The sequence below is a fragment of the Herbidospora sakaeratensis genome, from assembly GCF_001570525.1.
Taxonomy (GTDB): Bacteria; Actinomycetota; Actinomycetes; order Streptosporangiales; family Streptosporangiaceae; genus Herbidospora; species Herbidospora sakaeratensis.
On the sequence record NZ_BBXC01000007.1, the window covers coordinates 708,436 to 725,040 of the forward strand.

Annotated in this window: 10 protein-coding genes; 6 read left to right on the top strand and 4 right to left on the bottom strand. The window is 70.4% G+C overall.

All coding sequences use genetic code 11. The features are described from left to right. Nucleotides 1–52 precede the first annotated feature (52 nt). The gene (gene aceA, locus AW271_RS02950) at nt 53–1,336 is read right to left on the bottom strand and encodes an isocitrate lyase (RefSeq protein WP_083976160.1); all 1,284 of its coding nucleotides are present in this window, start codon (nt 1,334–1,336) and stop codon (nt 53–55) included. Nucleotides 1,337–1,584: 248 nt separating this feature from the next. Here aceA and AW271_RS02955 point away from each other — a divergent pair, with 248 nt between their 5' ends. Genes AW271_RS02955 through AW271_RS02965 form a run of 3 tightly spaced genes read left to right on the top strand, consistent with a single transcriptional unit; the run spans nt 1,585 to nt 4,628 of the window. Next, the gene (locus AW271_RS02955; RefSeq protein WP_062331276.1) at nt 1,585–3,054 is read left to right on the top strand and encodes a helix-turn-helix domain-containing protein; all 1,470 of its coding nucleotides are present in this window, start codon (nt 1,585–1,587) and stop codon (nt 3,052–3,054) included. Nucleotides 3,055–3,109: 55 nt separating this feature from the next. After that, nucleotides 3,110–4,024, top strand: a complete 915-nt coding sequence (locus AW271_RS02960; RefSeq protein WP_062331279.1) for a glucosyl-3-phosphoglycerate synthase — start codon at nt 3,110–3,112, stop codon at nt 4,022–4,024. A gap of 4 nt (nt 4,025–4,028) precedes the next feature. Then, the gene (locus AW271_RS02965) at nt 4,029–4,628 is read left to right on the top strand and encodes a Uma2 family endonuclease (RefSeq protein ID WP_062331282.1); all 600 of its coding nucleotides are present in this window, start codon (nt 4,029–4,031) and stop codon (nt 4,626–4,628) included. Here AW271_RS02965 and AW271_RS02970 read toward each other — a convergent pair. Both AW271_RS02970 and AW271_RS02975 read right to left on the bottom strand, forming a co-directional pair. Then, nucleotides 4,600–5,619, bottom strand: a complete 1,020-nt coding sequence (locus tag AW271_RS02970; RefSeq protein WP_062331285.1) for an ion channel — start codon at nt 5,617–5,619, stop codon at nt 4,600–4,602. The two genes, AW271_RS02965 and AW271_RS02970, sit on opposite strands and share 29 nt — an antisense overlap. A gap of 136 nt (nt 5,620–5,755) precedes the next feature. Continuing rightward, nucleotides 5,756–8,332, bottom strand: a complete 2,577-nt coding sequence (locus AW271_RS02975) for a discoidin domain-containing protein (protein ID WP_062331288.1) — start codon at nt 8,330–8,332, stop codon at nt 5,756–5,758. A 108-nt stretch (nt 8,333–8,440) separates the two neighbouring features. Here AW271_RS02975 and AW271_RS02980 point away from each other — a divergent pair, with 108 nt between their 5' ends. Next, nucleotides 8,441–9,652: an acyl-CoA dehydrogenase family protein gene (locus AW271_RS02980; RefSeq protein WP_083976162.1), complete on the top strand. Its 1,212-nt coding sequence runs from the start codon at nt 8,441–8,443 to the stop codon at nt 9,650–9,652. Nucleotides 9,653–9,748: 96 nt separating this feature from the next. Continuing rightward, a complete protein-coding gene (locus tag AW271_RS02985; protein ID WP_062331292.1) occupies nt 9,749–11,005 on the top strand; it encodes a hypothetical protein in 1,257 nt (418 codons plus the stop codon). On the opposite strand, the gene AW271_RS02990 is transcribed toward AW271_RS02985, so the two are convergent. After that, nucleotides 10,998–11,366: a DNA-binding protein gene (locus AW271_RS02990; protein WP_369408286.1), complete on the bottom strand. Its 369-nt coding sequence runs from the start codon at nt 11,364–11,366 to the stop codon at nt 10,998–11,000. The two genes, AW271_RS02985 and AW271_RS02990, sit on opposite strands and share 8 nt — an antisense overlap. A gap of 296 nt (nt 11,367–11,662) precedes the next feature. Between AW271_RS02990 and AW271_RS37950 the strand changes: the two genes are divergently transcribed. Continuing rightward, nucleotides 11,663–16,522 carry a ThuA domain-containing protein gene (locus AW271_RS37950; protein WP_063817833.1) on the top strand — a complete coding sequence of 1,620 codons (4,860 nt, stop codon included), beginning with the start codon at nt 11,663–11,665 and terminating at the stop codon, nt 16,520–16,522. Nucleotides 16,523–16,605: the final 83 nt, after the last annotated feature.

Consider the following 16,605-nt stretch of genomic DNA (forward strand, 5'->3'; position numbering starts at 1 on the left):
GGTTGAGACCCCGCCGCCGCTTATGCGCCGGAACGGCGGCGGGGCCCGGCCTCTAGTGGAACTGGTCCTCCTCGGTGGAGCCCCGGTAGGCGGTCGTCGAGGAGTCGGGTGAGATGGCGGTGCTGACCAAATCGAAGTAGCCGGTGCCGACCTCGCGCTGGTGCCTGGTCGCGGTGTAGCCGCGCTTCTCGGCCGCGAACTCCGCCTCCTGGAGCCCCACGTAGGCCGTCATGCCCTCTTCGGCGTAGCCCCGGGCCAGGTCGAACATCGAGTAGTTCAGCGAGTGGAACCCGGCCAGGGTGATGAACTGGAACTTGTATCCCATGTGGCCGAGCTCGCGCTGGAACTTGGCGATCGAGGAGTCGTCCAGGTGCTTGCGCCAGTTGAACGACGGCGAGCAGTTGTAGGCGAGCATCTGGTCGGGGTGGCGGTCCTTGATCGCCTCGGCGAAACGGCGGGCCACGTCGAGGTCGGGCGTGCCGGTCTCCATCCACAGCAGGTCGCTGTACGGCGCGTAGGCCAGCCCGCGCGCGATGCACGGCTCGATCCCGTTGCGGACCCGGTAGAAGCCCTCCGCGGACCGTTCCCCGGTGCAGAACCGCTGGTCCAGAGGGTCGACGTCGCTGGTCAGCAGGGTCGCGGCCTGGGCGTCGGTCCGCGCGATGACCAGAGTGGAGACGCCGCAGACGTCGGCCGCGAGGCGGGCCGCGTTGAGGGTCTTGACGTGCTGGGAGGTCGGGATCAGGACCTTCCCGCCGAGGTGGCCGCACTTCTTCTCGGACGCGAGCTGGTCCTCCCAGTGCACGCCCGCCGCGCCGGCCGCGATCATGCCCTTCATCAGCTCGAAGGCGTTGAGCACGCCGCCGAATCCGGCTTCGGCGTCGGCGATGATCGGCGCCAGCCAGTGGGGCGCGTCCTCGACGCCCTCGGCCCAGGTGATCTGGTCGGCCCGCAGCAGCGCGTTGTTGACGCGCCGGACCACGGCGGGCACCGAGTTGGCGGGGTAGAGGCTCTGGTCGGGGTAGGTGTGGCCGCCGAGGTTGGCGTCGGCGGCGACCTGCCAGCCCGACAGGTAGATGGCCTTGAGCCCGGCCCTCACCTGCTGGACGGCCTGGTTGCCGGTGAGGGCGCCCAGGGCGTTGACGTAGTCCTCGGTGTGCAGGAGGTCCCACAGCCGCTTGGCGCCGAGGCGGGCCAGGGTGTACTGCTCCTGGACGGACCCGCGCAGCCTGATCACGTCTTCCGGAGTGTAGGTGCGCTCGATGCTGGACCACCGGGGATTGGTGTCCCAGTCGTGACGCAGCTCGGCGGCGGCTGACCTGAGGCGTTCCGACATCATCTTCTCGGTCACTCCCTTGTTGCGTTGGGTCGTCACCTGGGGTGCTTGGTTCGAGTTTGTGTTGATGTCAAGAGACCGAACAAGCCGATATGTCTAGAAATATGGCCAAATCTTCGCGGAGCGGAAATTCGTTCCCGTGTTGTGCGGAGAAGAAACCTCGAATTTTCTATAAGGACTAGACCAATCGATGTGAGGTGCGTCACCCGGTCTGGAAGATGTCACGAAATTTCGCCTATCCTGAGGAGATGCCCTCCGTGCTCGGCGAAGAACCGCTGTCTTTGACGCAGGAGATCGACCTGCTCGCCTTCGGCCAGCGCCTCAAACACCTCCGCCGGCAGCGTGGTCTCACCCTCTCCGACCTGGGCGAGCGCGTCGGCCGTGCGCCCAGCCAGCTGTCCCTGCTGGAGAACGGCAAGCGCGAGCCCAAGTTGTCGCTGCTCAAGGCGCTCGCCGCCGCGCTCGGCGTGCCGGTCGAGGAGCTGCTGCGCCGCCAGGCCCCCAACCGCCGCGCCCAGCTGGAGATCGCCCTGGAGGAGGCCCAGCGCGACCCCCTCTACACCTCGCTCGGCCTGGGGAGGCTGAAGGTCTCCGCGCGGGTCCCCAACGACGTGCTGGAACACCTTCTGGGTCTGTACGACGAACTGAAGGCCCGCCAGGCCAAGGGCACCGCCACCCCCGAGGAGGCCCGCGCCGCCAACGCCGAGCTGCGGCAGAAGCAGAAGGAGGCCGGCAACTACTTCCAGGAGATCGAGAGCGCCGCCGCCGAGGCCCTGCTGTCGGTCGGCTACCGCACCGGCGCGTTGTCCCAGAGCATGATCCAGGCCCTGGTCGCCCACTACGGCTTCACCGTGCACACCGCCCCCGACCTGCCCCGGTCGGCGCGTTCGGTGACCGACCTGCGCAACCACCGCATCTACCTCAAGCGCGAGCAGCTCGGCATGCACACCCCGCGCACGATCCTGCTCCAGACCATCGGCCACATCGCCCTGGGCCACCACAAGCCCCGCGACTTCGCCGACTTCCTGCGCCAGCGGGTCGAGGCCAACTACTTCGCCGCCGCGGTGCTGGTCCCCGAGGCCGCCGCCGCGCCCTACCTGCTGGAGGCCAAACGCGACCGGGCACTGTCGGTCGAGGACCTCCGCGACGTGTTCGCCGTCTCCTACGAGATGGCCGCCCACCGTTTCACCAACCTGGCCACCCACCACCTCGACCTGGTCTGCCACTTCGTGCGCAACGACGCCGGGGGCATCATCTACAAGGCGTACGAGAACGACGGCATCATCTTCCCGGCCGACGAACAGGGCGCGATCGAGGGCCAGCGGCTCTGCCAGCAGTGGTCGGGCCGTCAGGTGTTCCGCTCGCCCGACCGCTACTCGGTCTACCACCAGTACAGCGACGGCCCCACCGGCACCCACTTCTGCGTCGCCCACGTCGACCCGTCCCATGAGAAGGACTTCGCGATCACCCTGGGCGTGCCGTTCCGGGAGTCGCGCTGGTTCCGGGGCCGCGAGACCACCCGGCGGACCAAGTCGAACTGCCCCAACGGCGACTGCTGCCGCCGGCCGCCGGCCGAGCTGGCCCAGCGCTGGGAGGGGTACGCCTTCCCCTCGGCCCGCGCCAACTCCCACGTGCTGGCCGCGCTGCCGCCCGGTTCGTTCCCCGGCGTCGACGAGGCCGACGTGTACGCGTTCCTCGAACGCCACGCCGCCGATTAGAACGGTCACGACACCCCATAAGGTGTGTGCGTGACGTTCAGGGGGGAGTGGGGGCGTGCTGCCTGAGGTGCTGGCGTGGTCGGGCAGGCGATCGTCGTCGGCGTCCGACTGGCCCCTCCCGGCGCTGCTCGACGCCAAGGGCGCCACGACGATCAGCGTGGTGCTCCCGGCCCGGAACGAGCGTGAGACCGTCGGCGAGATCGTCACGGCGATCCGGCGCGACCTCTCCGGCCTGGTCGACGAACTGGTGGTGATCGACTCCCGGTCGACCGACGACACCGCGGCCGTGGCCGCGAAGGCGGGCGCCACCGTGATCGCCCAGGACGAGATCCTGCCCGACCTCAAGCCGCTCGACGGCAAGGGCGAGGCCCTCTGGAAGTCCCTCGCCGTGACCGGCGGCGATCTGCTCGTCTTCATCGACTCCGACCTGCGCGAGTTCGAGACCTCGTTCGTCACGGGGCTGCTCGGGCCGCTGCTGGCCGACCCCACGGTGGCGTACGTGAAGGGCTGTTACGACCGCCCGTTCGGCGCCGAGCAGACCGGCGGCGGCCGGGTGACCGAGCTGGTCGCCCGCCCGTTGATCAATCTGCACTGGCCCGAGCTGGCCGGGTTCGTCCAGCCGCTCTCCGGCGAGTACGCCGGCCGCCGGACCGCCCTGGAACGGGTGCCGTTCGTGACCGGCTACGGCGTGGAGATCGGCCTGCTGATCGACCTGCTCGACCTGTGCGGCCTCGACGCGCTGGCGCAGGTCGACCTCGGCCGCCGCGTGCACTCCCACCAGTCGACCGAGGCCCTCGGCGGCATGGCCGCCCAGATCATGCAGACCGCCTGGTCGCGGCTGACCGGGGTGCCGCTGGGGAACGGCCAGATGCGGCTGACCCAGTTCCGGCGTGGCCCGGACAAGCACGAGGCGGTCGAACACGATGTCTCCGTCGCCCAGAGACCTCCGATGGTGAGCGTTCTATCCTGAGACCGTGCCAGACGACTGGTTCCGCACGCTCAGTTCCCAGCCCCACCCGCTGACGGTGGAGGAGTACACGCTGCTGCCCGACGACCTGCTGATCGAGGTCGTCGACGGTTACGTGGTGCACCGCCCGGCCGACGGCCGCAGGCACCAGATCGTCGGCCGACGGCTCGCCGATCTGCTGGAGAAGCACGCCCGCGAGGCGATGACCCGGGGCTACGGCTGCCTGACCGTCGCCAACGCCGTCGACGTCCGCCTCCGCGACGTGCCGCTGCACGTCCGGCGGCCCGACGTGGTGCTCTTCCGGTGCCTCGACGACGGTCACGTGCTGCGGCCCGACGACGTGGTGCTGGCCGTGGAGATCGTCGAGGCCGGCACCGAGACCACCGACACCTGCGGCAAACCCAGTGAATACGGGCGGGCCGGGATCCTCTACTACTGGATCGTCCGGCTCGACCGGACGGGCGTCTGCGCCGTCGAGCGGTACCACCTCGACCAGGCGAGCATGACGTACAAGCACATCGGCACCCTCATGCGCGACGAGGGCGGCGCGCCCGAGGTCGGCACCCCGATCCCGATGATCATCGACTGGCCGGAACTCCAAGACTGACGGCGAGCCGGGCGGCGTCGAGCCGGTCCGAGCCCATGTAGTAAAGGACCGTTCCCGCGTTCAGTTCGGTCTGCCACGGCGGGTTGACCAGCAGCGTCGCGCCGTCGCGGGCGGCCAGCAGGGTCGCGCCGTGGTGGCGGCCCAGCACCGTCTGGCAGTGCTCGACCGTCACCGGCCCGGCCGTGAGCGCGACGGAGTAGGTGTCGGCGCCGCCGTGGGTCATGAGCTGGGCGTAGATCTCGCTGATCCCGGGGTCCTTCAGCTCCTCGGTGATCATGTGCGGGCTGTGCCACTGCACGCAGCGGATCTTCTCGCCGACGTACCGGACCTGCCTGACCCGCGCGAGATCGCGCAGCGCCACCACCAGATGCGCGGTGGTGATCACGTGGTCGGCGGTCAGCGCGACGGCCAGGGCCTCGTTGTCGTCGCGGGCGTCGACCAGCACGCTGTGCGCCCTGTCGACGCCTGCCCTGACCAGCGTCTTCGCGTCGGCCAGGTCGCCCCGGACGAACTCGACGTCCTTCTCGGGCATGGGATGGCTCTGGACCTCGTCCCAGGCGCAGACGACCACCTTCGTGCCGTCGGCGCCCAGTTCGTCCACCATCGTCTCGGTGCGCCCCGGGCTGTAGCCCAGCAGCACGATGTGCCCGGACAGGCGCACAGTGATCGAGCCGTGCATGCGGCGTCCCCTCGTCCGTTCGATCCGGGTGGCGAGGCGGGTGAACAGCGTCGTCAGCGCGGCGATGCCGCCGACGATCACGTAGACCCCGACGACGTGGCCCAGCGGCGATCTGGGGAACAGGTCGCCGTAGCCCACGGTCGAGGTCGTCACCACGAACCACCACCAGAAGTTGCCCGGCGAGGTGATGTCGGCGCCCGGTTCGGCCAGCGTCATCAGGGGCCAGCTCGTCACGAACACCACGGCCAGCACGAGCACGGGAGTCCACCAGGTGCTGATCCGGGCCAGCAACCGCGCGAGGAAGATCGGCATCTTAATCCCCATTCCGGTGCGGGTCACCTTATAGGCGACAAGCCGGAATAGGTCATTACAAGTTGGACTCATGCCCACATGGAGGAGCCGTGAGCCTCCCGGCGGCGCCCGGGAGACCCACGGCCCAGCTTTCTGGTTACGGGTAGGAGACCACCTTGGCGGGGATGGTCGCCGTGCCCTGGGCGGGTCCGCCCGTGGTGTTGATCACGTGGTTGATGATGCCGTTGCCGCCGAGCGAGACCGCCAGCAGGCTGTGGAACTTCACCGTGGGCCTGATCGGCACCTCGAAGACCCGGTCGACCTGAATGGTCGGGTCGACGTTGAAGTAGCAGTACGCGCCCATGCCCCAGCCCTCGTGGACCTGGACGTTGTCGCCCACCTTGTAGGCGGCCCAGCCCTTGACCGAGCCGTTCATGTAGGCGGCCTGGTTCGGCGGGTCGTACGCCTTCTCGTTCTGGAAGAAGATCGTCCGGCCGCGCTCGCCGTACCACTCGACGTCGTACTTGCGGTAGTGCTCGACGAACAGGCCGGTGGCCAGCACGTCGTCACCGTTCACGATCAGTCCGGTCTCGGCCGTGTTGACGTTCCAGCCGATGCCCTCGCCGTGGTCGCCGCGCCAGAGCCAGGTGTGGTCGATGATCACGTCGTCGCTGTTGACGATGACGCTGACCTCGGCGTTGCCGGCGAAGGCGCCGCCGATGCGGACGAACACGTCCGACAGGGTGGTGGGGTTGGCGGCGTGGTCGGCCGAGGAGCCGGGCGGGCCGACCTCGATGAGCACCGGCGACTTCTGCGGTCCGGCGTCGATCAGGAAGCCCGCGAGGCGGACGCCGTCGACGTCGGCGACCTTCATGGCCACCGCCGCGTTCTCGGGGATGATCGTCGCCAGGCCGAGGCCCAGGACGACGGTGTTGGCCCGGTTGACGTTGATCGGCGCGCTGGTGCGGTAGATGCCCGGGGTCAGCAGCAGGTGCAGGCCCTGGGCGAGCGCCGCGTTGATGCGGGCGGCCGAGTCGCCGGGCTTGGCGACGTAGAACTGCGACAGCGGGAGCGAGGTGCCCGGGGTGGGGCCGTTCGCCCAGCTCTGGCCGCGCGCGTTGGTGCGGAGCGAGGGCACGAAGACGCGGTAGGCGCCGGTGCCGTCGACGTACAGGTAGGGCTTCTCCCGCGACAGCGGGGTGTTCTGCAGCGTGGTGTAGACGGGCTCGGGGAAGCCGGTCGCCGGGGCGCCGTTGACGCCCGAGAAGACCATGTTCCACACGCCGTTCAGCCAGCCGCCGATCGTGGAGTCACGGGTGTACCACTGCTGCTGCGAGTAGGGGCCGACGGTCCCGTCGACGCGCGAGTCGGCGATGTAGCCGCCGGACGCCCAGCCGTAGCCGGTCGGCGCGAGGTTCAGGTTGCCCTTGATCCACATGCGGCGGAACGGCGCGGCCTGCGAGACGGCCCACTGGTTGGTGCCGCCGGTCGGCTGCACCGACAGGTTCTCGGTGGAGCGCCAGAAGTTCTGCGTGGCGTTGCCGTTGAACCAGCCGGCGTCGACGGTGATGCCGCCGTTGATGGTGACGTCGCCGGGGTTCTGGCCGAGGCCGTAAATCGAGGTGTAGAACCCGACCTTCGCGTTGACGTTGTAGGTGCCCGGCTTGAACATGAACGCGTGGCGTCCGGTGCCGAACTGCGCCGACTCCTGCTGCGTGAAGACCGAGTCGAGCTGGCTCTGGATGGTCGCGGCCGGGGTCGAGGGGTCGTAGACGTGGACGTTGGGTCCGAGGTCGCCGCCGCCCGTGATCGGGCCGCCCGGGTCGCCCGGGTCGACGGGCCCGCTGCCGGTGTAAACCGCGACCTCCCAGAGTGAGTAGCCGTAGCCGGTGCCCCGGGCCGTGCCGTTCACCCTGATGTAGCGGCCGTTGCCGGTCACCGTGTGGGACTGCACGCCGCCGGTCGCGCCGGTCACCGACTTGAGTGTCGTCCAGGTGGTGCCGTTCGTCGACGACTGGAGCTGGAAGCTGGACGCGTACGCGGCCTCCCAGCGCAGGTCGATCTTGCAGACGTCCACGGCGGAGCCGAGGTCGACCTGCACCCACTGCGGGTCGGCGGCCAGGCTCGACCAGCGGGTGCCGGTGTTGCCGTCGAACGCGGCCGAGGCCGGGAACCCGGCGCCCTGGAGCGAGGAGGCGGTGGCGGGCTTGTTCAGCGCCGCGTTGGTGGTCCCGCAGGTGCCGCCGCCGGTGCCGTCCGGCCCGAAGACCTGGAACTCCCACAGCGAGTAGCCCCACCCGGTCGCCCGGGTCACGCCCTGCATCCGGACATACCGATAGGTACCGCTCACGGTCAGGGTGTCGGTGCCTCCGTCACCTCCGGTGACGTTCTGCAGATCCGTCCAGGAGGTGCCGTTGGCCGAACCCTGGATCTTGTACGCGCTCCCGTAGGCTCCCTCCCAGAGGAGGGTCACCTTGTTGATCGCCTGCGCCGACCCGAGGTCGACCTGCAGCCACTGGTCGTTGGTGTAGAGGCTCGACCAGCGGGTGCCGGTGTTGCCGTCGACGGCCGCCGAGGCGGGCGTGCCGGCGCCCTCGACGGAGGATGACGTCGCCGTCTTGCCCTGCGACAGCAGGACGTCGGCGAAGGCGGGAGCTGCCGGTAAGGCGATCAGCGCGGCGGCTACGACCGCCGACGCGGTGCCCAAGGCGGCGAGCCTGGACAGACCTCTCATGCGTGTTCTCCACAGTGAAGGGGGGTGTGAAGGGTCTTTCTCAATGCCTTATTTCGATCCTTGATTTAACTTAACGGGAACATGAACGTCAAGGGGTAGCCTGTGGCGGTGACGAGCTTCAACCCTGAATTGCCCGACGACGTCCGCGAGGTCCGCGCGTGGGTGCACGCCTTCGCCCGCGACGTCGTCCGCCCAGCTGGCAGCCTGTGGGACGACCGTGAGGAGACCCCGTGGCCGGTGCTCCAGGAGGCGGCCAAGATCGGCCTCTATTCGATGGATTTCTTCGCGACGCAGTGGTTCGAGGACAGCGGCCTCGGCCTGCCGGTGGCCTTCGAGGAGCTGTTCTGGGGCGACGCCGGAATCGGCCTCTCCCTGACGGCGACGGGCCTGGCCGCCGCCGCGTTGTCGGCCAACGGCACCGACGAACAGGTCGGGACGTGGTTGCCGGTCATGTTCGGCACGCCTGACGACGTGGCGGTGGGAGCGTTCTGCGCCTCGGAACCGGACGCGGGTTCCGACGTGGGGGCGATCCGGACGTCGGCCGTCCGCCTGCCCTCCGGCGACTTCCGGTTGAACGGGACCAAGACGTGGGTGTCGAACGGGGGCATCGCGGCCGTCCACATCGTGGTCGCGACCGTCGACCCGTCACTGGGCGCGCGGGGCCAGGTGACCTTCGTCGTGCCGCCCGGGACACCCGGCTTCTCCCAGGGCCAGAAGTTCCGCAAGCACGGCATCAGGGCCTCCCACACCGCCGAGGTGGTCCTGGACGATGTGGTGCTGCCCGCCTCGTGCCTGCTGGGCGGGGTCGACAAGATGGAGGAACGCCTGGCCCGGGCCCGGTCGGGCCAGCGGTCGGGCGGCCAGGCGGCGTTGCGGACCTTCGAGTCGACCCGTCCCGTGGTGGCCGCCATGGCGGTCGGCATCGCGCGGGCCGCGTTCGAGTACGCGCGGGACTACGCGGGAGAACGGCGGCAGTTCGGGCGGGCGATCGGGGAGAACCAGGCCATCGCCTTCCTGCTGGCCGACATGGCGACCCGGATCGAGTTGGCCCGGCTGCTGACGTGGAAAGCGGCCTGGATGGGCCGGCGGGGCGGCGGGTTCGCCCAGGCCGAGGGGTCGATGTCGAAACTGGTGGCGGGGGAGACGGCGGTCTGGGTGACCGAACAGGCGATCCAGGTGCTGGGCGGGGCGGGCTACACCCGCGACCACCCGGTGGAGCGCTTCCACCGCGACGCGAAGATCTTCACCATCTTCGAGGGCACGTCGGAGATCCAGCGCCTGATCATCTCCCGGGCGGTCACCGGTCTCCAGGTCCGATGAACGACGTGACACGTCGTCGCGGGCAGGGGCTGGTTCATGTGGAGTGCGGCCTAAACCAGTCGAAACCCGGCACCCCGAGCTGCGACCATCCCAGGTGTGATCAGCGTGTACGACCTGTTCGACGACGTCGTCCCGGAGAGCCGGCTCTGGGAGCTCACCGCCGGGATGTGGATCGACCTGGACGCGTCGATCCGCTCCGGCCACTACCTCCAGGCGCCGCGTGACGTCACGCTGATGCGACGTCCCGGCCACGTCCTGCTGATGGCGTGCAGCAGCCGGGGCGAGTTCCGGGAGCGGGCGATCCCGCAGCTCGCGCGGCATCCGGTCCTGTGGCCACTGCTCGTGGTCCGGGCTCTCGACTGGGCCGGGCCGGTGCGCGACTACGCCCGGCACATCCTCGTCAACGTCGCGACGCGGCCCGAGGCGGCGCGGCGCGTGATCCCGACCGCTGTGCGGCTGCGCGGCAGGCGGGGCGGGGCCGACCTGCTCGACCTGCTCCGCCCGGTGATCCCGCTCGACGGGCACGCCGACTTCGACGGGCCGACGATGCGTCTGGTTGTCGAGGAGCTGATCCGGCGGGGCGACGACGAGGCCGTGCGCGGACTGCATGAGCGGATGACCGCGCCCGGCGCGCTGCTGCGCGCGGCGGCGTACCTGATCGAGCGGAGCGATCCGGAGCCGTTCCTCGGGTCGCCGTTCGCCCCGATCAGGGTGCGGGCGCTGGTGCTGGCGCCGCATCAGGGCGGCGAGTTCCTGAACGACCGGTCGAAGATCGTCCGGCTGACGGCCCAGGGGCTCGTCAGGCGGGCGGGGGGCGATCCCGCGCCCTGGTATCGCGCCCGGCTGGGGAGTGCGGTCTCGATCCTGGGGCTGGGGGAGAGCGGCGGGCCCGCCGACGCGGAGCTGGTCGTGCCGTTCCTGGGGGATGCGCGGGCGCGGGTGCGGGCTGCCGCGGTCGCCGCCCTGCGGGTGTGGGGACGGCACGACGACGTGGCCCCGCTGGTGCGCGACCCGTCGGCCCGGGTGGTCCGGCAAGTGGTGAAGAGCCTGCGGGCGGCCACGGCCGCGCCGGACTTCTCGCTGCTCGACCGGGTCAACCCGCCGCACGTGCGGCGGGCCGGGCATCGCCTGCTGGCCGCCGCCGATCCGTGGACGCGGCTGAAGGCCGACCTGCTGCTGCTGGACGACCCCGACCTGGCGGCCGTCGCGTCGGCGGACCTGCGGGTGTGGTGCGACCGGGTGCTGGTCGCGCTCTACCGGCCGTGCCCCGAGGCGTTGCGGGAGGAACTGGCCGGGCTCCTCCCGAAGGCGCCGGAGGAACTGCGGGCGCGGGCGGAATGGGTGCTCAGGTAGCGACGCGGCCGGCCAGTCGTTCGTAACGTTGTTTGGCCGCCTGGGGCGAGCCCAGCCCCAGCGCGTTGGCGATCTCCTGCCACGTCAGCCCGCGCCCCCGCGCGATCAGCAGCAGGCTCGCCTCCAGTTGGTCCATCTCTCCTCTGACGAGAGGCATCAACGTCAGCGCCGCCGTCAGGTCGGAGGTGTCGACCTCCGGTTCGCCGGTGTCGGGGGCAGCGGAGCCGGCCGCCAGCATGGTCACGAGGCGGACCGCCTCGTGCGGTCCGAGGACCGTCGGGTGGACCTGGCGGGCGCGCTGGGCTTCGGTTGTGGCGTGGCGGGTGGCGATGTGGGTGAGGGACGCGTACACGTCCGCCATCATGGCTCCTTCAACGAAACGTTGTCAACAGAATGTTGAAACATCGGATCGTTATCCGGCCGAGGGGTGCATGATCCACTACGGCCGTGTTACAAAATCCTCGATCGCTTCCGCGGACAACTGTCCGGGCGGCCGACACGGGTGGCACCCCGTCTGGTCGTCCGGTCGTGCCGTGGCCGAGAGCACCGGGTTCCGCGACCGCGGGGCCTCATCGGACGTGATCCCTGACACGGCAACATGCGCGGCGGCGCGCGCCTTGCCTGACGAGACCCCTCACTCGTTCAGGAAAGGACCCCATGTCCCCACGTCTCCGGCGCTGGGCCACGCTCCTCTCGACGATGGCGCTGACGGTCACGGGCACCGTGGTCGCCGCCGCCCCGGCCCGAGCCGTCGACATCCCCGCGGCCGACTACCAGCAGGTTCCGCTGGCCGTCGGCAGCGCGAAGCTCGGCGAGGCCATGTCCCTGGCCGTCCTCCCGAACAGGAACGTCGTGCACACCGCGCGGGACGGCTGGGTGCGGGTCACCACCCCGGCCGGCATCACCAAGAACGCGGGCAAGCTGAACGTCTACACCCACGACGAGGAAGGGCTCCAGGGGGTGGCGGCCGACCCGGACTTCGCCGCCAACCGGTGGATCTACCTCTTCTACTCGCCCCGGCTCGACACTCCCAATGGCGACGCGCCCAAGGAGGGCACCGCCGAGCAGTTCGAGGCGTGGAAGGGGCACCTGAACCTGTCGCGGTTCACCCTGAACGCCGACGACACCCTCGACCTGGCCAGCGAGAAGGTGATCCTCGAGGTCCCGAACGACCGGGGGCAGTGCTGCCACGTCGGCGGCGACATCGACTTCGACGCCCAGGGCAACCTCTACCTGACCACGGGCGACGACACCAACCCGTTCGAGTCGGACGCGTACACGCCCATCGACGAGCGCACCACCCGCAACCCGCAGTTCGACGCGCAGCGCTCCTCGGGCAACACCAACGACCTGCGCGGCAAGGTGCTGCGCATCACGCCGCAGGACGACGGGACGTACACCATCCCCGAAGGGAACATGTTCGCCCCGGGCACCGCGGGCACCCGGCCCGAGATCTACGCCATGGGCTTCCGCAACCCCTTCCGGATGAGCGTCGACAAGGCGACCGGCATCGTCTACCTGGGCGACTACGGCCCGGACGCCGGCGGCCCGAGCGCCAGCCGGGGGCCCGCCGGGCAGGTCGAGTTCAACCGGGTGACCGGGCCCGGCAACTACGGCTGGCCCTACTGCACCGGCACCAACACGAGCAACGAGGTGTACAACGAGTACACCTTCCCGACCGGGCCCTCGGGCGCGAAGTACGACTGCGCGAACGGCCCGGCGAACAACTCCTTCCGCAACACCGGCCTGCCGACCCTGCCCCCGGCCGTGCCCGCGTGGATCAAGTACGGCTTCGAGGGCTCCCCGGCCGAGTTCGGCGGCGGCTCCGAGTCGCCGATGGGCGGCCCGGTCTACCGCTACGACGCCGGCCTGGAGTCGAACGTCAAGTTCCCGCAGTCGCTCGACGGGCGGTTCTTCGCCGGTGAGCTCGGCCGCAAGTGGATCAAGGCGATCGAGGTGAAGGCCGACGGCACGCGCGGCGAGATCGCGCCCTTCCCGTGGACCGGCCAGCAGGTCATGGACCTGGCGTTCGGCCCCGACGGCGCCCTGTACGTGCTCGACTACGGCAGCGGCGGCGGCGACCAGGCCCTCTACCGCATCGACTACCTGGCCAACAGCAACCGCAGCCCGGTCGCCCGCATCGTCACCGACCGCATCTCCGGCGTCGACCCGCTGACCGTGAAGTTCACCGGCGACACCTCCTCCGACCCCGAGAGCGGCGCGCTTACCTACGCCTGGGACTTCGGCGACGGGGAGACGTCCACCGAGGCCAATCCCACGCACACCTTCGAGGACGAGGGCGTCTTCGACGTCGTGCTGACCGTGACCGACCCCGACGGCGCGACCGGCAGCACCAACATCTCGATCCACTCCGGCAACACCCTGCCGGTCGTCACCCTCAAGTCGCCCATCGCGGGCGCCCTGTTCGACTTCGGCGACACCATCCCCTTCGAGATCGAGGTCACCGACCCCGAAGACGGCGACGTCGACTGCGACCGCGTCGAACTCGACTACTCGCTCGGCCACGACCAGCACGCCCACCTGATCACCTCGCGGACCGGCTGCACCGGCACGATCGTGGTGCCCAAGGACGGCGAGCACGACGCGGCGGCCAACCTTTACGGCGTCTTCACCGCCCGCTACGTCGACGAGGGCGGCCTGGAGAACACCCAGACCGTCACCCTCCAGCCCAAGCACCGCCAGGCCGAGCACGCCCACACCCTGCAGGGCGTGCAGGTCACCACGCCGGGCGGATCGGAAGGCGGCCGGGCCATCGGCCACACCGACAACAACGACTGGATCTCCTTCGAGCCGTACGCCCTCGGCAACGCCACCAAGATCACCGTGCGGACCGCCTCCGGCGGCGTCGGCGGCACGATCGAGGTGCGCGCGGGCTCCCCGACGGGCGCCCTGCTCGGCACGGTGGCCGCGCCCAAGACCGCCGGATGGGGCGACTTCGTCGTCAACACCGGCGACCTGACCAACCCGCCGGCCGGCACGACCAAGCTCTACCTGGTCTTCAAGGGCCCGGCCGGGGCGCTGTTCGACCTCGACTGGTTCGACTTCACCACCACCGGCGAACTCGACGCCACCACGGTCGAGGGCGAGGCGTTCACCTCGACGTTCGGCGTCCAGGACGCGCCGCACGGCAACGCCAGCGGCGGCAAGGCGGCCGGCTACACCGACCCGGGCGACTGGGCCGGTTACGCGCCGATCACCCTGACCGGCGCGACCACCTTCACCGCCCGGATCGCCTCCGGCGGCCCCGGCGGCACCCTGTCGATCCGGCACGGTTCCCAGACGGGCCCGCTCCTCGGCACGATCACGGTCGCCAACACCGGCGGCTGGGAGAACTACGTCGACCTGTCGACGCGGCTCACCAACGTGCCGGCCGGGACCGGGCAGCTCTTCCTGGTCTTCGACGGGCCGTCCGGGCGCGGCGCGCTGTTCGACGTCGACTACTGGACGCTCGTCAGGGAGCCGCTCCCCGACGACAAGGTGCTGGTGTTCTCCAAGACGGCCGGGTTCCGGCACGGCTCGATCGGCCCCGGCGTCCAGGCGCTCACCCAGATCGGCCAGGCCAACGGCTTCGAGGTCGTCAACTCCGAGGACGGCGGCGACTTCACCGCCGAGACCCTGTCGCAGTTCAAGGCCGTGGTCTTCCTCAGCACCACCGGCGACGTGCTGACCGACGCCCAGCAGGCGGCCTTCGAGGACTACGTCGACAACGGCGGCGGCTACATGGGAATCCACGCGGCGGCCGACACCGAGTACGGCTGGTCCTACTACGGCGGCCTGGTCGGCGCCTACTTCAAGGGCCACCCGGCGACCCAGCCCGCCACGGTCGTCACCGAGGACCACGACCACCCGGCGACCGCGCACCTGCCGGACGAGTGGACGCGTACCGACGAGTGGTACAACTACCGCACCAACCCGCGCGGCTCCGTGCACGTCCTGCAGACGCTCGACGAGAGCAGCTACCAGGGCGGCGACATGGGCGCCGACCACCCCATCACCTGGTGCAAGACCCAGGGCGAGGGCCGCTCGTTCTACACCGGCCTCGGCCACACCGACCAGTCCTACGCCGAACCGGCCTTCCGCCAGCTGCTGCTCGGCGGGCTCGAGTACGCCATGGGCCGCGAGGAGGCCGACTGCGCCGCCGACGCGACCGGCCCGACGGTCTCGGCGGTCACCGCTCCCGCCGCCCCCGACGGCGCGAACGGCTGGTTCGTCTCCGGCGTGACCGTGACGATCACCGCCGAAGACCCTTCCGGCGTGGAGAAGACGGAGTACCGCCTCGACGGCGGCGCGTGGACGACGTACACCGGCCCCGTCGGCATCGCCGCCGACGGCCCGCACACCCTCGACTACCGCGCCACCGACGGCTCGGGCAACACCTCGACCGGGTCGATCGAGGTCAGGAAGGACGCCGCCGCGCCCCTCACGGCCGCCCAGTTCGCCCCGGCGAACGACGACGGCTGGCACAACGGCGGCGTTCCCGTCACCCTGTCGGCGGCCGACCCCGCGTCGGGCGTCGCCACGACCGAGTACTCCCTCGACGGGGGCGCGTGGACCGCGTACACCGAACCGGTGAACGTCACCGGCGAGGGCACGCACGACCTGACCTACCGGTCGACGGACAAGGCCGGGAACGTCGAGACCGTCAAGGCCGCGGTCGTCCGCATCGACGGCAGCCGCCCGACGATCCTGATCTCCGGCATCGCCGACGGCCAGATCTACGGCGACAGCCAGGACCTGCGCATGACCTGGCAGGCCGTGGACGCCACCTCCGGCGTCAAGACCCTGGTCGGTGAACTCGACGGCACGGCGATCCAGCCGGGCCAGTTGCGTCCCCTGTACGAACTCGCGCTGCGCACCCACACGCTGAAGGTCACCGCGACCGACAAGGCGGGCAACCAGTCCGTCGAGACCGTCGTCTTCGGGGTCACCACCTCGACCCGCGACCTCGCCAACCTGATCGACCGCTTCACCGCCACCGGCCGCCTCACCCAGAGCCAGGCCGGCGCGCTGCACCGGGAGCTCACCAGGGCGCGGAAGGCCGAGGCCGACGCCGACGACGCCAAGACGATCAGGGCGCTGACCGACTTCACGGAGGAGGTCGCCGACACCGACACCGAGACGGAGATCCGCGACGTGCTCACCCGCGACGCCGACGCCGTCATCGCCCGCCTCGGCGGCGGCCAGCCGGCGGAGGCCGCGTGCACCGCCACCTACCGCGTCACCCAGTCGTGGAACGGCGGCTTCGGCGGCGAGGTCGCGGTGAAGAACACCGGCGGCACGAAGCTGACCGGCTGGACCGTGACCTGGACCTGGCCCGACGGCCAGACCGTCACCAAACTCTGGAACGGCACCCACACCCAGACGGGCAGCGCCGTGACCGTGGGCAACGCCGCCTACAACGGCACCCTGGCCGTCAACGCGCAGACGACCTTCGGGTTCAACGCGTCGTACCAGACCCGCAACACCGCCCCCGAGCCGACCTGCACGGCGGCCTGACCCCCTGACCGCCCGGCCTCCTCTTGACCCCCCGCGGGGAGGCCGGGCCACCGATCCCCGGGCGTCGGCCGGCGGCGCCCGGG

What these genes read in the sequence shown, in the direction of transcription:
- aceA (WP_083976160.1), bottom strand. Translation starts at nt 1,336, where the DNA reads ATGTCGGAACGCCTCAGGTCAGCCGCCGCCGAGCTGCGTCACGACTGG.
- AW271_RS02955 (WP_062331276.1), top strand. Translation starts at nt 1,585, where the DNA reads ATGCCCTCCGTGCTCGGCGAAGAACCGCTGTCTTTGACGCAGGAGATC.
- AW271_RS02970 (WP_062331285.1), bottom strand. Translation starts at nt 5,619, where the DNA reads ATGCCGATCTTCCTCGCGCGGTTGCTGGCCCGGATCAGCACCTGGTGG.
- AW271_RS02975 (WP_062331288.1), bottom strand. Translation starts at nt 8,332, where the DNA reads ATGAGAGGTCTGTCCAGGCTCGCCGCCTTGGGCACCGCGTCGGCGGTC.
- AW271_RS02990 (WP_369408286.1), bottom strand. Translation starts at nt 11,366, where the DNA reads ATGGCGGACGTGTACGCGTCCCTCACCCACATCGCCACCCGCCACGCC.
- AW271_RS37950 (WP_063817833.1), top strand. Translation starts at nt 11,663, where the DNA reads ATGTCCCCACGTCTCCGGCGCTGGGCCACGCTCCTCTCGACGATGGCG.